This is a genomic window from Bacillus salipaludis (genome assembly GCF_004358205.1).
The window spans coordinates 153,577-172,635 of sequence record NZ_SMYO01000011.1; the positions used below are offsets into that span (position 1 = coordinate 153,577).

Genomic DNA, 19,059 nt, shown 5'->3' on the forward strand with positions numbered 1-19,059 from the left:
CCAAAAACAGGCTCTTAATAAGATATAGAAAAAGCCCATCAACCAAAGGGCAAAATACCCCCTTGGTGACAGGCTCCTCCATACGTACAATATATAATTATTATTATATTAACAGATATTATGGTGTTTTTCAATACCGATTTCTAATCCCATTTCCTTATTTTGGTGATTATTTTTTCCTTTAGCACCATTAAAAAGGTTGTTTCACCCTTTTGGATTTTTTGCTTGTTCCATTCATTGGTGCTGGCAACGGTAATGAGGATAAGCCCTGCAATCAGCAGATATCCCCACCAAGGCATATTTCCCCAATAGGGTCTTGTTTGTAAAAAGACATTTAAAAGCAACACGCTAGAGCCAATAAAGAAGTACGACTTAATTTGCAGGAACATTCCTGCTAACAACGAAAGCAGGGATAATGACCCTAAAATAATCGCATCGTAAATGGTTGAACTAGCCAGCCCATCTTGGATTAAAAGAATTGCAACCGCACATAGGACGGCCCATTCAAGCGGTTTTGTCAGGCTTGTATAATGATCTTTTAATTTGACGCGTATCAATATCACCACGACCACCAGCGGCAATACCATTGCTTCACGGTCCCATAATGCCGGAATATCTAAATCCGTGACAACCGAGTAGTAAGGCTGCAATAAATAAAGGCTCCCTAACATCACAACCAAAACGGAATAATTTTCTGGAACCCTTTTACGCTGCATCCAAATGGAAGCAGAGATAAGCAATCCCGGAAGCGCATCTGTCCAGACAGATTGATCATTAAAATAATACATAAACGAAAAAAATAAAGGTGCAATAACAGTGTAACCATCTAGCTTTATTTCCTGTGGTTTTTTTCCAAGCTCAATTAATTGTCTATATATCAATTGACCAACCAAAACCAATAAAATCCCTATTCCTCCAGAAAGGAGCATCTTTTCAACCAGAACCAAATTGTCCGAAAAGGAAACTTCAACGGTTGCAATAAAAGCAATAAATAGTGGAAATATAACAAATTGATTCCATTTGATCTTGTGTAAAAAAAACAAGACACCAATTGTATAGACGCTAGTAGTTAAATATGGACCCCAACCGAACGGATAAGCATTCAGGGTACAGCAAAGCCCAAATAAAGAGAAAGGTACGAGATAATATATAGTTCGTTTTTTGTATGCAGGGTTAGCGGCAAGCCAAAATAAACCGAGCACGATACTTGTAATTGGAAATTCGTAGTACCGTTTCAGCGAATCAAATAGATGGTCCATACCAAGGGAAGTCACACAAAAAACACTGGAAAAACAGCCATAGAGAAAAAGCTTGATCTTCCACTCATCCCCTGCCTGCCTGGCGCTAATGGCATAGGCAATAATAGCAATGACAAAGCTTACCCAAGCGGTATCGTGATCAAACAACCACGTATACCCGAGTACTGCCGGTAAGAGGATATGGCCAATCCATGCAAAGGCAGATGATAGATTCTGATCTTTATTACGCCAAAGATAACAAATGACAAGCAATATAACAGCACTCATAGTCGCAATCAATGTATTCATCATTTGATTAATTTCAATTTTCATGGACAGGGCATGGACACAAGTTAAATAGGCCAATAATGTTGCCATTCCAATTAAAAACGGTATCCATTTTGTCCCGATTCTTTTGTACAAATACGAATACATCCATACCCCAATCAGGAGGACAAGCGGTTGTACCCATAGTTCGTTAACCGAACCTACATAAGATTGACCAATGGCCAATGTATATAAAATTTGGGATACGAATAAGGAGGTATGTTCCAACCTCTTTTCTTTTACCTGTTTCCAGCCGAAACTTGACAGTAAGACAAGAATCGCCCCAATGGCAAAATTAACTGTGTCCCCATAATCATTTTCATATAAAGCTGAATGAGCATTTATTTCACTGCCAAAGGCTATAATTGAAAGCCCAAAAGTACTTGGTAAAATCCATTCTGCTGCTTTTTTATAATGCAACCTTTTCTCCGATTTTAACAGTAAATAGGCACAGGAGACGAGCAATAAAAGCATAACCCCTAACTCCCACCATTTTTGGAATACGAATGCCGCCAGAATAGCGAATCCCATAACAACTGCGCCGACGTCTCTTGAGCTAATTCTTACAATTTCCAAGTATGCTCCTAAATGTAAAATTCCAAATAGAATAAACAAAAGGAAACCTGTAAAAAACAGTGTCAATGAAAAATGGAAATCAATTACTAGGCTTATGAAGGAGAGTACTTCCATGATTGCGACCGTCAAGAAGAACGAGCTAAAATACGGGAATATTGCTCTGGGAGTGTGATGGGATAAATACGTAAAATTAGCTGCAATAATGATATACGCAATCAATAGTACTAGTGATGGCTCACCAGAACGCAGCAGAATCCCTTCAAAACTGATATAAATAAAGGCTAAACCCGAAACGACTGCACTCGTAACCTGGAAAACCTTATCAAGGGAAAATTCTTCTTTTATAGCTTTAGGAACAAACATAAATCCAAAGGCTGCTAAAGCATAAAGGATTGGCCCAACAGATTCAAGCATAGAATGTTCGATTACCTGATAAAAACCATATACAATCATGGCACTGAAGATAAAATGATATTCCTTCCTGCCACTGACATACATCATCGATAAGTAGATGACCGCTGTCAGCAAAAGATTGAAACCATATACGATTTGATTATCATAGATAAACAGCATTAAGAGTGTACATATGACCAGATTAGCTTGGATATAAGGAACAAACTCACTAGTAAATAACCTTAGGCCTTTTCTTTTCTTTACCAAATGATAAATAAAAATTAGAATAGCATTGAAGCCCATCAAGCCTAAATAAAATAAATCAATTTCAAGCTTCAGGCTTGCTAGTAAAAATGCAAACCCAGAAGTCAGCGAAATATAGGTAAACCAAACAAACAATCTTGAATCAAGTTTTTTTGCAAAGTACACATAGTCAATGATGGGGATGAAACTTCCCAGCGCTCCGAGAATATAACGTCCATCACCTGTTATGGATAAATAAGGCCCTAAAAGACCGAACCAACCCAGGGATAGAATGAAAATGGGCAAAAATAAACTTCCCAGAATGATGAAGGCAAAAGCGGTTTTGTTTATATGCAAAATCTTTTCGGATAATCCTGCAATCCCGAAAAATAACAATGCCACAATCCCGATTGATCCACTTTTCATCAGGCTGGACATGGATTCCCAATTGCTTGTCGCAACAAATAATCCACCGATTAACAAAAAGATCACGCCAATATTAAGCAACCATGTTATATTACTTTCTCTGATTTCCTTTTGTGATAATGCCTTTTTTATTTTTTGAGGCTTTTTAGGAACAGATTTTTGAACGGATATTTTCTTCTCTGATTCTTTTAATTGTTCTTCAGCTTCTTTATTGATTAAATCAAGGTGAAATGTATGATGAGCTTTGGCAACCGCTTCAACAATTGCTTCAGATACGTACCCCTTTTCTTTTAATATATATAATTCCTGCCTGAAAATTTTTCTTCTCTCTTCCCTTATATTTGTCTCCATTCTATCTCCCCTCAAATCATTTTCTTTATATTTCTACCACATTTTCCCTCTATAGTGTAATTTTACACTATAGTTTATTTTTTTCAACAATTTCATAAAATTTTCCTTTTTATAGAATCGGAAGTTCGTTCAAACAAAAGGACTAGCAGTGAAATACATTAAAGTAAGTGAATATAGGGGGTGTAAAATTAATGGGCTACGGTGGAAATAACAGTTTCGCGTTAATTGTAGTGGTGTTCATTCTTTTAATCATTGTAGGTGCTGCTTTCATTGGTGGAGGTTACTACTAAACCTCTGTATCAAACCTCTTTATAGAACAAAACAAGCTGTGCAGGTTAGCACAGCTTGTTTTTTGTTTCATTTGCCTTTAGTTCTTGAGTGATCCACTCATCCAAACGAGTGATACTTTGTTTAGCCCGTTCATACTCAATTTTTCGGTAGTGATGCATTCCACCGGTTTCCTCGTCTTTTTCATCGGCCCATTTGACAATTTGCTGTAAAGGGGTACGGACAATATCGTTCGACGGCAAAAAGGAATCTGTATGAAAAAGAATTGCAAGAGCTATCGTTTTGGCCTTTATTGGATTCTCTCCTAAGCGGATTAACAGTTTGTGAGCACGTTCAGCCCCTTTAATGGGATGGATATCATTTTGCTTGTACAATTCATAATCCCACTTCCCGTTTTTATACCATGTATAATGCCCCATGTCATGAAGGAGACCAGCCTTTGCGGCAATATCCACATCGACTTTATGCTCTTTCGCTAACTTAAACGCATGATAGGCAACGGCAATGGCATGGGCGAGGCCTGAGCGGTTTAAATATTTTTGGGCAATGTGATGTTCAAATATATTTAATAATGTTACATCTCTCATATGGTTTTCCCCCATCCATTGTAGATTTTTTTATCATACATTATATGACAAACTTGTCTTTAATGCTATTTTTTCATGCAAAAAAGGGAATTCAAATTGATGAATTCCCTTTTTCAGAATTTATCGTTTAGATTTCCGATACCCAGCTTGCTCTGCATCTTGTTCTGAGCAAAACCAGACAATATTGTCCTTTACTGTATCATAATAGGCTCCATCAGGAACATGATAAATATGAGAGTTGGCATTTCCTTTTATTTTCCCTTTACAATTCAGGTTTGTTTCTTTGTCATCACTTGGATTATTTTTATAATAATTGCTGCCTGAACTTGTTGATTTTGAATCTGTAGATTTTGTAGATGGTTGACCTAAAGATCCTTTCACCACTTCTTCATGATACCCATCTTCTTCAGCATAATTTTCAATTGACCAAATGCCAATTCCCTTTTTCTGTGCCTTTTTTTGAATCGCATAGAATTGATCGACATATTTTGTATTTGGAGCATAAATATAGGCAACCCGCGCCAAACCCTTTTCTAAGAGCATTTCATTAAACATTTTTCCATCGACATAAATATAGGCGAGTAGACGGCCATATTTATCACGCCCATCCCCAATACCTGTTTCGATTTGTACCTTCTTTCCAACAGGGAGGATTTTTTTGGTATAAGCGGATGCTTCCGGTCCAAACGGCTGAACACCTAAACGAGGATGGTGTGTTTCAGGGGTATCCACACAAAGCATCCTCACCTTTTCCTCTCGGCCATTTAATTTAATAACAACCGTATCCCCATCGACATTTTTAACAATAGTTGCTGGGAGCAACTTTTTATCGGTTTGCAGGCTGCTATCAATTGATTGATTTTCACTATCATAATCACTTGCAACTGAAGCATGCTGTTGTGGGTGATTTGAATTTGTGTTTGTGTTTGTATTGTCGCTCGTTGAACAGCCTGATATCATCATTGTAAAAAGGAAAACAAGGGATAACATGCCAAATCTTTTTCTCATTTTTACTCTCTCCTTTACTTCAAAAAAAGAGAGAAGAACCAAATGTTCTTCTCCCATTACCTGTTAAGGCGCTTCGGTTCCTGTTGCTTTGGTGGTTCCTTTTGGCCCTAAATATTCATAATCATCCGGATTTATCGGTGTATATCCTTCAGGTTTATAGAATCTTAACAGGTCCTTATAAACCACTTCATCAGACATTTGAAGTTCTGTTTTTACTTTTTCATCAATGTCCTTACATGAGCTGTTATCTGGCAGTAATTCCTCTGTATTGGTTGAATAACACTTATCACTCACTTGGATTACTTTAGGAGAAACATAATCCCCATTTCTGAATAATGCCCAGTTGCGGTGGTCCTTTGATAATAAGTCAGAACCAAACTCCATGTAATCCTTCGTATCCACACCTAGTAAATGAAGAAGTGTTGGGCGTACGTCGACTTCACCACCGTATTGATGCTGAACTCCGCCTTTTACACCAGGTACATGAATATATAATGGAACCTCTTGCAGCTTTGCGTTCAATGCAGGTGTAATCTTATCAACACCAAGAACCTTTGCCATTGCCTCATTATGGTTTTCAGAAATACCATAGTGATCCCCATAAAGGACAATAACAGTTTTATCATAAAGTCCATCTTTCTTTAAGTCATTAAAGAATTGTTCCAATGCTTGGTCCATATAATGGGCAGATTGGAAATATTGGTTTACCACTGTATCACCGTAATCTCCAGCAGGGAAATCGGTATCCTGAGGATCCATTTCAAACGGGAAGTGGTTGGATAACGAAATAAACTTTGTATAAAAAGGCTGTTTTAAGCTTTCAAGCATTGGCATGGATTCCTTAAAGAACGGTTTATCCTTCATCCCATAGTTTTTGATATTTTCATCTGACATATCATAATATTCTGCATCGAAGAATTGATCATAGCCTAATGCTTTATACATAACATTTCGATTCCAGAAAGTCTTGTAGTTACCATGGAACACAGCTGAATTATAACCAAGACCCTTTAAAATGGCCGGGCTTGCTTGATAGGTATTTTGTGCCTTATTCACGAAAACCGCACCCTGTGACATTGGATATAATGAGTTTTCCATTAAGAATTCAGCATCCGAAGTTTTACCCTGCCCAGTTTGATGGTAGAAATTATCAAAATAGAATGTCTTGCCATCATGTGCTAATGAATTTAAGAATGGTGTAACCTCTTGGCCATTTGGCATTTTATAATCAATCATAAAGTTCTGGAATGATTCAAGCGAGACGTAAATCACATTCATTCCTTTTGCCTTGCCAAAATACTTTGGATTTGGTTTTGCATAGTTCGCTTTCCGATAGTTTTCAACATCGGTAATATCACTGCTGTCAGCAAGTGCACGCTGACTAGATGATTTAATATTTTGAATCATGTCATAAATTGTAAAGTTATATGCCCCAAGATATTTAACTAAATAGTTTCTGTCAAAAGAACGTGATAATAATTGCGGGCGATCCTTTTCTGCCAAACCAAGATTAAAAAGGAACACAGTGATTGAAAATAAAAGAACAATCTTGAATGATTTCCTTGTTTGAACCGTAACCTTTTTAAATACTGTTAAGGCAAGAATAATTAGAATAATGAAATCCGAAAAATAAAAAATATCTAATGGTGACATTAAAGAAACCGCGCTATCACCCAGCTGTCCTGCATTCGTCTTTGTTTGCATAATAACAGGAATGGTGATGAAATCATTAAAAAATCGGTAATATGCAATATTTGCATACAACAGGAACGACAATAAGAAATTTATGATAATCATCACAAGCTTCACATGCTTTTTAAAAAGCAAAGCGATACCGAAAAATAGTAATGCGGAGCTTAATGGATTAATGAACAATAAAAATTTCTGCAGGTTATTATCAATTCCTAATTTAAATTCAATTTGGTAGGCTGCATATGTTTTAATCCAAAACAATACCACAGCAATTGCAAAAAAAGTAATATGGTTATTATTTTTTAGTGTTTTGGGAAGATTAATCTTTTCCATCTAAATTCTCCTCTCACTTACCAATAAAAAACTTCGGTAAACGAACCTCAATTACTATAACACATTTTCTTTAAAAATAAAAACATAAATAATCCCAGTTTACGCGTCCTTTAGGACATAATTTTTCGTCAATTTTCTTACTTTTTCGTTAAACTTTTATTACTAATATTCGGGTTCATTTCTTTCATTAGTCATGAATTTCACTTTTTTATTCTTATGCCAATGACTAGTGGGACATGACTATTTTTCCGACCTCAATTATATAAGACGAACAAAAACCTTTTTAGTTTCACTGTGGATTTAATTTTTTAGCGATAAGTATATTTTTAGCTATCTTAATCGTGAATGTAGTTAGATGCAATAAGTATTTGGTCTTATCTTTAAAATAATGATCTATGGCTTGAATAGTGGAATGCGGTTATGAAAAGGATAAATTTAAAAAGAAAGAAGGAGGAGATAAAAGATATGCCGAGAATAAGACCGGAGTTTACAAAAAGTCCTTATTTTGTAGATGAGCCTGGGAATTGGCACCTAAAACCTGGCGCACCAGTGGAGCTGCAAGAAGAATTTGAACAGTATATGGCATCGCTAAGAGATACAGATGAGGATGGGGCATTTAACGGCATTCATATATCCTATCCCTATAATCGAGGTAGGGATCAATACTGATCCTTCCTCTTTTTCCAATTTAAACGAATTTCTTCTATTATATAATAAAAAACGTTTACATTAATCATTGAATAAAAGGACATATACTAACCAAAAATAAAATGAAAAACTGTTTTAGGAGTGAAGGAAATGAATGTAAATCGTGTAAAACAAATTTTATCTTCATCAGCTGATATTGAAGTAAAATACAATGGTGCATCCGTTTGGATTGACCAATTAAACGAAGATGGAAGAACAGCAACTGTTCATTTAAGAGGGCCATTGGAGGAACGTTCTACTGTTGAAATCCATGAGTTAATCGAGGAGTAATCTCTTAACCACCTATTTTCCAATGGGTGGTTTTTTAATAAGGGCTCTGTTAAGTTGATTTCTACTCCAGGCACAAGTGGTTCGTGGGCAGTTCGGAGAGCCTCCTCGTCGCTTCGTTTCTGTGGGGTCTCCACTGTCCTGTACTCCCCACAGGACACTGAATTGCTTCCTTGAATCCGCCCACGCACACATTTTCGAGGAGTCTTCGTGCTTTCTGCTCCAATCAAGGCAGTTCAAAGATCAACATTGTTCTTTTACACTGAGTAAAATAAATAAGACAGGAATTTTCCTGTCTTATACCATGTCTTCGTTTTCTCTTTCTATTTCACTTGGCTGGGGTTGTTCATTTTGAACGATGCTTCCGAGTACTTCTCTGTCCATTTTTCCGGCATCTTTTCCGGCCTCCGGTGCTATATGAGACATTGGCAATTGTTCTAATTCTTTACCTCTTGGCAACTTTCTTCACTCCTTTTTCTTAGAGTGTGCATTTCCAATAGGTTTTACTCCGCAGTGTTCGCTATTGCATGTTTGGCAAGAAGCTGAATCGTCATATCATCCATAGGGGGATTGTGAAGGCCGGCTCTCACATCACGATAATAACGCTGCAATGGGTTTTTTAATGAGAGGCTTTTAGCCCCGACAATTCTCATCGCGATATCGACAATCTCAATGGCAGAATTCGTAACGGTCATTTTGACCGCACCTAAAACCGGCCCCATTTGATTCCGCTCTTGAACACCTGAGGAATCCCATTCTTTAGCCACCGAATTTAAAAAGTACTCAGCCTCCATGATCCGCCATTCTACTTCACCAATTTTTTGCTTGACGTTCGGTAAATCTATAATCGCTCCCTGTATACTACTTGGAGAATACTCCTTGGCAAATTGAATACAATAGTTTTTTGCAGCTTTGGCAATCCCCAAATAACAAGCCGGAATATGGAGCAGCCAGCCGCTTGGTTTTTTCCCTTCTAATCCAAGCTGTTCAACAAAGAATTCGTCAGGCACTTTCACATTTTTAAGTATTAAATCATGGCTTCCTGTACCGCGTAACGCAATACTATCCCAGGTTTCTTCAATGGAAACCCCTTCTGTAGGTCGGGGAATAAGAAAATTTCCAACCCTATCTGTTTCCTTGATTGCTGCACTGACAATAAAATAATCAAGCACAGGAGACATAGTAGTAAACGTCTTTCTGCCATTAATTATCCAATAATCGCCTTGTTTTTCCGCAATTGTTTCCGGCCTGCCCCCTCGCGTTGGACTTCCGGTACTTGGTTCTGTCGCAGCACTGTTAATTAATGCCCCTTTTTTAACTTCCTCACAAAGCATTTTAAAGACCGATTCTTTCCAATTATCTTTTTCTCCGAGATTCATCATGATTCCCATATGCCAGCCAATCGAAAGTGCCGTGGCCCCGTCACCTTCTGCCATCTTTTCCTGCAGGCGTAGTAATTCATATAAAGAAATTTCTTTACCACCATTCTTTTTAGGAACAGTTAAGGCAGTATATCCTGTATTTTTAAGATCATCCATATTTGCATACGGAAAACTTCCCTCGATATCCACTTGATGTGCACGTAATGAAAATTGCTTGGCTAAGATACTCATCATTTCGAGACGTTCTTCAACTGAATTTTTTTCTAAAAAACTCATCTAATCCTCTCCAATTCATAAAAACCATCCAAACATTTAAGGATGGTTTTACTATCTATCTGTTTATTCTATATTCGAAAATTGCTCCAAATCACTATTTTCCCCAATTACGACAAGAACATCACCCCTCGCAATTTTCTTATCAGGAGATGGGGTAATATTGATTTCATGCCCATGGCGAATCGCTATCACTGTTAGGTTAAACTTCGCCCTGAGGTCGAGTTCCCTTAATGTTTTTTCCGTCATTTTTTCAGGAATTTTCACTTCCTCCACACTATAATCCTTTGAAATTTCAATGAAGTTAAGAACATTGGGAGAAAGAAGCTGATGCGCCACCCTGATTCCCATATCTCTTTCCGGATATACCACCCAATCGGCTCCAACTTTTTTAAGAACTTGACCATGTAATTTATTAAGTGCCTTGGCAATTACTTTTTTAACCCCAAGTTCTTTTAATAACAGGACACTAAGGATGCTTGCTTGAATGTCATTTCCAATTGCCACGATGACGGTGTCAATATTACGGATGCCGATGGATTTCAACGCCTCGGCATCCGTCGAATCTGCAATTAATGCATGTGTCGTATATGGATGGGCATCATCCACCCGCTCCTCATTTACATCCACGCCAAGAACTTCTTTACCTGATTCGAATAATTTCGTTGCAATACTAAGGCCAAATCTTCCTAATCCAATCACTGCATATTGTTCTGTCATGGAATTCAACCTCCTGCTCTTATATTTAACCAATCATAATTTTCCCTTTAGGGTATCGGAACGCATCCGGATTTCTTCTCATTGTCACTGCAAAAGCAATCGTTAATGGCCCAACTCTGCCGGCAAACATCGTAAAAATTATCAATCCCTTACCTACATGAGACAGCTCTGGGGTTAATCCCATTGAAAGTCCTACAGTGGCAAAGGCTGATGTTGCTTCAAATAGGATCATTAAAAAGTCTTTGCCGGTTTCGGTAATGGTCAAAAGCATCGTAATCACTACAACTAGAAATAATCCGCTAAATGCAACTGTTATCGCTTTATAGATCGTTTCATAAACAATCCGCTGGCGGTAAAAAATAACATCTTCCTTCCCGCGGATTTGGGACCAAACCGCACCGATAAGAGTGGTAAAGGTAGTGGTTTTAATACCGCCCCCTGTGGAACCCGGTGAGGCACCAATAAACATTAAGATAATAATTAAAAATAATGAAGGGTGAGTCATATCACCAATACTGATGGTATTAGCCCCCGCTGTTCTCGCTGTAACCGATTGAAACAACGCACCAAGAAATTTCCCTAAAAAGGATAATGGTTTTAATGTTTTTGGATTTGCATACTCAAATGAAAAAACACCAATTGTTCCAACCACTAATAAAAATAAACTTGTCATTAGGACTACTTTTGTATGTAACGATAACCGTTTAGAAACCCGAAATTCGTAAATCTCATTCATAACAATAAAGCCAATCCCGCCTAATGTAATTAAAGAGCATATGGTAAGTACAACAATCGGATCATCTACATAACTTGTCAGACTATGAAACTCCCCCATTAAATCAAAGCCGGCATTATTAAAATTGGAAATCGAATGAAAAATACCAAAATAAATGGCTTTTCCAAGCGGCATATCCAAAGAAAAACGCAGTGTAAGTAAAATCGCCCCTGCCAATTCGATTACCGCCGTAAAAATTAAAATTCGTCTTGCTAGCCTTACTATCCCTTCCATTGAAAGGTTGTTCAGCGACTCTTGAAGTAAGATTCTTTCTTTTAATGAAATTCTTTTTCCAATCAGAAAGGCAAAGAGCGTAGCAAATGTCATGAACCCTAACCCACCGATTTGAATCATGGATAAAATGACCAGCTGGCCGAAAATTGTAAAGGTGGTTCCGGTATCTACAACAACTAGTCCAGTTACACAAGTGGCAGAAGTTGCGGTAAATAAGGCATTAAGAAAAGATAACCCTTGTCCATTTGTTGTTGAGATTGGCATTGTTAATAGCAAAGCACCAATTAATATAATTAGTGCAAATCCCAAAACCAGTACCTTTGGAGGGTCAAGATAAAATTTTTTTCGCTGCATAATTTTCTCCTTACCTAATATGGAATTCTATAATAAATATCTGACATAAATATAAATCATTGATATAAAAATGGATAATAACATAAGAGGAAAGCCTACCTTTAAATATTTCAAAAACGTTATATGATATCCTTCCTTCGATGCGATTCCGGCTACCACCAAATTGGCACTGGCGCCAATAAGGGTTCCATTTCCACCTAAACATGCTCCAAGAGAAAGACTCCACCATAATGGATCCAAATTGGTTATACCCAATTTCCCCATTTCTTTTATCATCGGAATCATGGTCGCAACAAACGGAATATTATCAACAAATGCCGAGATAATCGCACTCATCCAAAGAATTAAAATCGTGGTTGCTTTTGGTTCTCCCCCTGTAAGTGCAATTGCTTTTTTAGCAACTGCAGCAACAAGACCTGTCTCAACCAAACCGCCAACGATGACAAATAAACCAATGAAAAAGAAAAGAGTTGTCCATTCTACTTTTTCCAATACTGTAACTAAATATTTGTCACCAGTCAGTAGCAGCAAGATAAAGGCCCCGATTAAGGCAATTGTAGCCGTCTCAATATGTATAAGTTGATGAGCAAAAAAGCCGCCCAATGTCAGGACAATGACAAATATACATTTTGCTAGTAAATCATAATCCTTCAATTCCTGTTTCGCATTTTTACCTAATAGATGACTCTTTAGTTCCTTTGTTGATTTTAGTTGTTTCTTATATATTAGCGTAAATATAAAAATGGTAACAACTAAGATAATGATGTTAATCAAAGCTAGATTATTGATAAATGTCATAAAATCTAATGATTTTACCGCACTTCCAATCATCAGATTTGGAGGATCCCCAATCATGGTCGCAGTTCCACCGATATTGGATGCGAATATTTCTGACATTAAAAATGGAATGGGGTGTACCTTTAGCTGATGAGTAATACTTAAGGTAACCGGTACAACGAGAAGAACCGTTGTAACATTATCAAGAAAAGCAGAAGCCACAGCAGTAAAAAAACTCAATACAATTAAAATTCGAACCGGTTCCCCCTTTACCTTCTGGGCGGCCCATACAGCAATAAATTCAAAAACACCTGTTTGTGAAGTAATTCCAACAATAATCATCATACCAACCAAGAGACCAATTGTATTAAAATCAATATGATGAACGGCCGACTTCTGATCTAGTATCCCAAAAGCAACCATCAAAAGACCGCCCAGCATAGCAATCGTTGTCCGATGAATTTTTTCCGAAATAATTGTTGCATATGTAAATAAAAAAATAATCAAGGCAATCCACTCTTGTGATCCCATACTCCTACTCCCCTTATATATAATAGATACAGAAAAAAATATACTACTATCATTTATATATGTAAATATTTAATATCTTTTAAAAACTCTGATTTCAGGAATTTCAATAAAAAATAATTAAAAACTTCGTAAGAGCTAAAAATAGTAATAATAATGAAATTTTTGTGTCAAACCTCACTGTTTATTCGCCAAATATCAATTATAATAACAAAAGGAAAATTTCCCCACTAAAAGAATAATAAATTTCTAATGAGGGGAATCTATTCATTTTATAATGAGTCATTATTAAGGGGGATTTGAATGAATCAAGGACCAAAACAACTTTTTGTTCAAACCGGAAGCCTTGTTGCCGGTTTTATGGTTTGGGTACTTATTTCTTCGCTTATGCCATTTATTAAAGCAGATATTAATCTATCTACAACCCAAATTGCTTGGGCCACTGCTGTTCCGGTCATCCTTGGATCACTACTGAGGGTACCAATTGGTTTTTGGACGAATCGATTTGGAGCAAGAGTCTTATTTACCATTTGTTTTCTTGTTCTGCTGATCCCTATTGTGGTCCTTAGCTTCGCCCATTCATTTGCCATGCTCATAGTGGGAGGGTTTTTACTAGGGATTGGGGGCGCGCTATTTTCAATCGGTGTAACTTCATTACCGAAGTATTATGAGAAAAAAAAGCATGGATTTATTAATGGGATCTATGGTGCAGGAAATATCGGGACAGCTATCACCTCTTTTTCCGCTCCTGTCCTTGCAACAGCGTACGGATGGAGAAGCACGATTAAAGTCTTTCTAATTGTTGTCTTGGTTTTTGCTGTCATTAATTTCTTATTAGGTGACCGAAAGGAGCGAAAAGTGAACAACTCCTTTTCAGTGGTCATTAAAGAGGTTTATCGGAGCCCAAAACTTTGGCTGCTAAGTTTGTTTTATTTCATCACTTTCGGTTCATTTGTTGCTTTTACGATTTATTTGCCATCCTTTTTAGTCAATCACTTTGAATTAGAGAAGGTAGATGCGGGTCTCCGGACAGCAGGTTTTATTGCTATTGCCACTCTTTTTAGACCTGTGGGCGGCTGGCTTAGTGATAAACTGAATCCATTGTTAATCTTAATGTTTGTTTTCTTTTGGCTTACCTTTGCAGGTTTTCTCTTGTCATTTACCCCATCCTTGCCGATTTATTCCTTTGGCTGCCTCTTAGTGGCTTTTTGTGCAGGTATTGGCAATGGTGCCATTTTTAAGCTTGTTCCCCTGTTCTTTTCAAAGCAAGCAGGTGTTGTGAATGGTATTGTATCCGCAATGGGCGGACTCGGCGGATTTTTCCCGCCATTAATTTTAACTATCCTATTTAATTGGACCGGGCATTACGCTATCGGCTTTATGTCCTTGTCTGAAGTTTCATTATCAAGCTTCGTTTTAGTTGTCTGGCTTTACTATCAGGATAAACTTGATATTTCGAATAAAATTGTCAATCATGCAGTCGATGGCATCGTGGTAACTGATCCGAATGGAATTATTCAAAAAATAAATCCGGCATTTACCAAAATCACTGGTTACCGTCAAGAAGAGGTGGTTGGAAAGACACCAAGCGTTCTCCAGTCAGGAGAACACAATAATGATTTTTATAAAAGTATGTGGAATCAGTTGAGAGAAGAAGGGTATTGGGAAGGTCATATTTGGAATAAACGTAAAAATCAAGAGCTCTATCAGGAATGGTTAACCATTACAGCCATTAAGGATGAATCAGGCCAAACAAAAAACTTTGTTGGGATGTTTAGTGAAGAACGCGAAGAAGAAAAAAAGAAATAAAGATGGATCAACAGCTTTCCAATCGGAAGGCTGTTTTTTTTGCTCACTTTTTATTTAATAATAATGCTTTTTTGACAACTTTTTGACTTTGAACCCGTGTTCACAGTTCCTTCACCATTTTTGTGACGTACGTCACAAATTTCATGTTACCATCTGTTTTATAGTTTCAATATAAACAACAAACATCAAAAAATATAAATTTAAAATTTAGGAGGAGACAATAATGGCACGAATTAATTATTGGAATCCAGAGGACGAAAAATTTTGGAAAACAGAAGGAAGGAAACACGCCCAAAGAAATCTATGGATCTCAGTACCATCTCTAATGCTAGCTTTCATCGTTTGGCAAATCTGGTCAGTGGTTGCCGTGAGACTTAACGATATTGGCTTCCATTATACAGAAGAACAACTATTTACACTTGCTGCTATCCCAGGACTTGTCGGAGCAACACTTCGATTTGTTTACACCTTTGCGGTTGGAATATTCGGGGGCAAGAACTGGACAGTCATTTCAACTGCCATCTTAGCAATCCCTGCCATCGGAATTGGTTTTGCTGTACAAAATCCTGACACACCATTTTCAATAATGCTTTTGTTGGCTGCTCTTTGTGGTCTTGGCGGCGGTAATTTTTCTTCATCTTCAGCGAATATCAGCTTTTTCTTTCCGAAAAAAGAAAAAGGTACAGCACTTGGTATTAATGGCGGTTTAGGAAATATGGGCGTTTCCGTTGTACAATTTGTAACACCATTGATTATTACTTCCAGCACCTTCGCATTTGTTGGAGGCAAACAAGTATTATCTACTGGTCAACATGTTTGGTTACAAAATGCTGCATTTATCTGGGTAATCCCTATTGTGATTGTTACATTACTTGCATTATTTAAAATGGATAACGTACCAAATGCAAAACAATCTGTTGCAGATCAATTCGTGATTGTGAAACGTAAACATACTTGGATTATGACCATCCTATATATTGCAACATTTGGTTCCTTTATTGGGTATTCAGCGGCATTTCCGCTTCTATTAAAATCTCAATTTCCTGAGCACCTCTCTCTTGCTTTCCTTGGTGCTTTAGTGGCAGCAGCAGCTAGACCTGTTGGCGGCTGGTTGGCTGATAAGTTTGGCGGTGCGAAGGTAACAGCGTATGTATTTGTTGTCATGGCAATTGGTGCTCTAGGTGTTATTTATTTCTTAAATGACAAGCAATTTGCCGGTTTCTTGCTAGCGTTCTTGGTTCTTTTCTTAGCATCTGGAATTGGTTCTGGATCAACGTTCCAAATGATTCCGAATATCTTCGTTCCAAAAGAAGCAGCACCAGTTATCGGTTTTTCAGCAGCATTTGCAGCCTATGGTTCATTCTTTATTCCAAAGCTTTTCGGTTGGTCTATTAATACTACTGGCTCTTATGTAACAGCATTCTACTTCTTTATTGGTTTCTATGTAATTAGTTTTGGTCTTAACTGGTTCTTCTATCAAAGAAAATCTACATCAGCTAAAACATTGGCAAAACAAGTCGGTTAATCCGGCTTGTTTTTTCATCTCTGTTAAACATGTTTGGTGATTTCTGCTCTATCAACTTAGTTAATAAAATGCCATTGACTTAATAAAGGTTTTTACTCTTAATTCACTATTTTGTGAAAACCTTATATTAAAAGATTGTCGATGCTATAGGGCCAGTTGATTTCCGCTCCAGGTGCTTCGCTTTCCGCGGGCGTGCCGGGGAGCCTCCTCGTCGCTTCGCTCCTGCGGGGTCTCCCCAGCCCCGTACTCCCGCAGGAGTCTTCGCACTTTCCGCTCCAATCAACAGGGAGAAAATCAGCATAAAGAATTGCCACACACCTTTTCCAATCAGGCTGTATTCAGGTGGTCAAGGAACAATTTGTCAATCAAGGGAAGAAGGTGTTCATCGGAGCTAATTCATCAATAGAAACAAATTAATATTCACTGTGGATATACCCTTTGGCTTATAGTGTTTTTGCCAAGTTATAATATCAAAAAGTTGATGGTAAAGGATGTCCGGAATTTGCCAGATATTTGACCAAACTAATATATTGTTTAAAGCATTTGTTTAAGTATTTGCAGTATACATTTTTCCAATGTTGTTGTTATAACAAGCTTTCAGTTTAGCATAAGAAGGATTTTTGGATTTTTTTACTAAATATTTTATTGTAGACATTTTGCGTTGTAAGAAGGAAATTAATGAATAAGGAGTAAGAAATGAATTTTCGTATAATTGATATTGAGAAAGACAAGGATTTTCTTATTAAGTTTAGAAAGGACACTTATATCCAAAGTTTTGGTACAGAAGAAGGTTTTGATGAAATAGCCTATTTAAACCGAATGGAAGAAAGGATTAATAAATGCCCTAGTGGTCAGTTAATTGTTGAAGAAGACAATTCTTCAATTGGACAAATAGGACTTGGTATCGATATTTATTGTGGAACACAAATTGGATATATAAATCTAATCTACTTATTATCTGAATATCGAGGAAAAGGACTTGGAAAAGATTTAATATCGTATGCAGAAAACTTTTTCAGGGATATGAATGTTTCTGAGTATCATTTAAGGGTATCTCCAACAAACGAAAGAGCAATACAGTTATATACCAATTTGGGAATGGTCAAATTGATGGAAGAGAATGAAGAACACCTAGTATTGAGGATGAGGAAAATTTTGAGTTGTGACACTTAAACATTAAATTCTCCAATTATTTTTTTATTTATATAGAGTTGTAGGTCTTTATTGAATACACCTGTTGATTGGAGCGGAGGGCGCGAAGACTCCTGCGGGAGTACGGGGCTGGGGAGACCCCGCAGGAGCGAAGCGACGAGGAGGCTCCCCGGCACGCCCGCGGAAAGCGAAGCGCCTGGAGCGGAAATCAACAGACCTATTGAACATCCTATACATTAATCTTTTAAAAATAAATTAACACGGTGAATTGATAAAGAAAGTGAATGGAATAAAAAGGCTATCGAAAGTTTTTTTCGATAGCCTAACTGCCTTTGCCGGCAGTTTAATTCATGATTGTAACATTTACATGTTTTCTTCCCCAATTGATCGCTTTGGTTTTAGATGGGATAAACACATCGATATGATGGCCTTTAATGGCTCCGCCAGTATCCCCGGCAACAGCATACCCATACCCTTCCACGTAAACCTTTGAACCTAATGGAATTACATTCGGGTCAACCGAAATAACCTTTGCTTTCGGATTTGATTTAAGATTAATCCCAGTCGCAGTAATTCCGGAACAACCTTTACACTGTGCAGTGTAGGCAGTTGCTTTCACGGCAATTACTTTTGATTTTTTCACTGCCCTTTTTATCTTAACATGTTTCTTTTTTGTAACATGTTTTTTCTTTTTTCCATGTTTAGAAGCTTTTTTATTTGAATCAACAGTTAGTATATCTCCAGGATGGATTACACTAGAAGACAGATGATTTTTCTTTTTAATCTTATGTACAGTTGTCTTATGTACTTTTGCAATATCCCAAAGGGTATCTCCCTTTTTTACTGTAATCTCAGCGGCATCGACATTAGCACCTATAGTACCTGAGAGTGCAGCTACTGCGAATAATGCTATTAATTTTTTAAACATTTTTTACCCCCCATGTTCTTTCGTTCGCTAACTAGTACCATGATAACATGGAATTTCCTTATAAAAAGAACAGGGAGATGTTAATTGCTTTACACAAAATCCAATTATATTACAATAACATTTCAATGGTCAGAAAAATTATTCTTCTTCGAAATATATATATTT

At 37.2% G+C, this 19,059-nt stretch carries 17 protein-coding genes; 6 read left to right on the forward strand and 11 right to left on the reverse strand.

The features are described 5' to 3' along the window. Positions 1-143 precede the first annotated feature (143 nt). Positions 144-3,554: a hypothetical protein gene (locus tag E2K98_RS21855; RefSeq protein WP_133337920.1), complete on the reverse strand. Its 3,411-nt coding sequence runs from the start codon at positions 3,552-3,554 to the stop codon at positions 144-146. Between the two features lie 191 nt (positions 3,555-3,745). Here E2K98_RS21855 and E2K98_RS21860 point away from each other — a divergent pair, with 191 nt between their 5' ends. Then, positions 3,746-3,844, forward strand: a complete 99-nt coding sequence (locus E2K98_RS21860; protein WP_133337922.1) for a YjcZ family sporulation protein — start codon at positions 3,746-3,748, stop codon at positions 3,842-3,844. A 45-nt stretch (positions 3,845-3,889) separates the two neighbouring features. Here E2K98_RS21860 and E2K98_RS21865 read toward each other — a convergent pair whose 3' ends face one another. The 3 genes from E2K98_RS21865 to E2K98_RS21875 all read right to left on the reverse strand — a co-directional run bounded on the left by E2K98_RS21865 (position 3,890) and on the right by E2K98_RS21875 (position 7,462). After that, on the reverse strand, positions 3,890-4,429 hold the full coding sequence (locus E2K98_RS21865) for an HD domain-containing protein (protein WP_133337924.1): 540 nt from the start codon (positions 4,427-4,429) through the stop codon (positions 3,890-3,892). Between the two features lie 120 nt (positions 4,430-4,549). Then, the gene (locus E2K98_RS21870; RefSeq protein ID WP_133337926.1) at positions 4,550-5,437 is read right to left on the reverse strand and encodes a thermonuclease family protein; all 888 of its coding nucleotides are present in this window, start codon (positions 5,435-5,437) and stop codon (positions 4,550-4,552) included. Positions 5,438-5,500: 63 nt separating this feature from the next. Continuing rightward, complete coding sequence (locus E2K98_RS21875; RefSeq protein ID WP_133337928.1) at positions 5,501-7,462, reverse strand: LTA synthase family protein; 1,962 nt, start codon at positions 7,460-7,462, stop codon at positions 5,501-5,503. Between the two features lie 465 nt (positions 7,463-7,927). Between E2K98_RS21875 and E2K98_RS21880 the strand changes: the two genes are divergently transcribed. Continuing rightward, positions 7,928-8,131 carry a hypothetical protein gene (locus E2K98_RS21880; RefSeq protein ID WP_133337930.1) on the forward strand — a complete coding sequence of 68 codons (204 nt, stop codon included), beginning with the start codon at positions 7,928-7,930 and terminating at the stop codon, positions 8,129-8,131. A 129-nt stretch (positions 8,132-8,260) separates the two neighbouring features. Continuing rightward, positions 8,261-8,440, forward strand: coding sequence for an H-type small acid-soluble spore protein (locus tag E2K98_RS21885; RefSeq protein ID WP_026576515.1), 180 nt, complete (start codon positions 8,261-8,263; stop codon positions 8,438-8,440). A 294-nt stretch (positions 8,441-8,734) separates the two neighbouring features. Here E2K98_RS21885 and E2K98_RS31125 read toward each other — a convergent pair whose 3' ends face one another. The 5 genes from E2K98_RS31125 to E2K98_RS21905 form a co-directional block, all read right to left on the reverse strand. After that, entirely contained in the window at positions 8,735-8,896 is a 162-nt protein-coding gene (locus tag E2K98_RS31125) for a hypothetical protein (RefSeq protein WP_165976339.1), read from the reverse strand. A gap of 44 nt (positions 8,897-8,940) precedes the next feature. Continuing rightward, complete coding sequence (locus E2K98_RS21890; protein WP_133337932.1) at positions 8,941-10,095, reverse strand: acyl-CoA dehydrogenase family protein; 1,155 nt, start codon at positions 10,093-10,095, stop codon at positions 8,941-8,943. A gap of 63 nt (positions 10,096-10,158) precedes the next feature. After that, positions 10,159-10,812 carry a potassium channel family protein gene (locus E2K98_RS21895; protein ID WP_133337934.1) on the reverse strand — a complete coding sequence of 218 codons (654 nt, stop codon included), beginning with the start codon at positions 10,810-10,812 and terminating at the stop codon, positions 10,159-10,161. A 25-nt stretch (positions 10,813-10,837) separates the two neighbouring features. Continuing rightward, positions 10,838-12,175 (reverse strand): TrkH family potassium uptake protein, encoded by a 1,338-nt coding sequence (locus E2K98_RS21900; RefSeq protein ID WP_133337936.1) that lies wholly within the window; start codon positions 12,173-12,175, stop codon positions 10,838-10,840. Positions 12,176-12,202: 27 nt separating this feature from the next. Further along, a complete protein-coding gene (locus E2K98_RS21905) occupies positions 12,203-13,483 on the reverse strand; it encodes an ArsB/NhaD family transporter (RefSeq protein WP_133337938.1) in 1,281 nt (426 codons plus the stop codon). Between the two features lie 300 nt (positions 13,484-13,783). On the opposite strand from E2K98_RS21905, the gene E2K98_RS21910 reads away from it, so the two are divergent. Further along, the gene (locus tag E2K98_RS21910; RefSeq protein WP_133337940.1) at positions 13,784-15,289 is read left to right on the forward strand and encodes a nitrate/nitrite transporter; all 1,506 of its coding nucleotides are present in this window, start codon (positions 13,784-13,786) and stop codon (positions 15,287-15,289) included. 223 nt (positions 15,290-15,512) lie between these two features. After that, positions 15,513-16,814, forward strand: coding sequence for a NarK family nitrate/nitrite MFS transporter (locus tag E2K98_RS21915; RefSeq protein ID WP_133337942.1), 1,302 nt, complete (start codon positions 15,513-15,515; stop codon positions 16,812-16,814). A 127-nt stretch (positions 16,815-16,941) separates the two neighbouring features. Here the strand turns inward: E2K98_RS21915 and E2K98_RS21920 are convergent, their stop codons facing one another. After that, positions 16,942-17,115 carry a hypothetical protein gene (locus E2K98_RS21920; RefSeq protein WP_165976340.1) on the reverse strand — a complete coding sequence of 58 codons (174 nt, stop codon included), beginning with the start codon at positions 17,113-17,115 and terminating at the stop codon, positions 16,942-16,944. Positions 17,116-17,510: 395 nt separating this feature from the next. Here E2K98_RS21920 and E2K98_RS21925 point away from each other — a divergent pair, with 395 nt between their 5' ends. Further along, positions 17,511-17,987 (forward strand): GNAT family N-acetyltransferase, encoded by a 477-nt coding sequence (locus tag E2K98_RS21925; protein WP_133337946.1) that lies wholly within the window; start codon positions 17,511-17,513, stop codon positions 17,985-17,987. 322 nt (positions 17,988-18,309) lie between these two features. On the opposite strand, the gene E2K98_RS21930 is transcribed toward E2K98_RS21925, so the two are convergent. Further along, on the reverse strand, positions 18,310-18,894 hold the full coding sequence (locus tag E2K98_RS21930; protein WP_133337948.1) for a 3D domain-containing protein: 585 nt from the start codon (positions 18,892-18,894) through the stop codon (positions 18,310-18,312). Between the last annotated feature and the right edge of the window lie 165 nt (positions 18,895-19,059).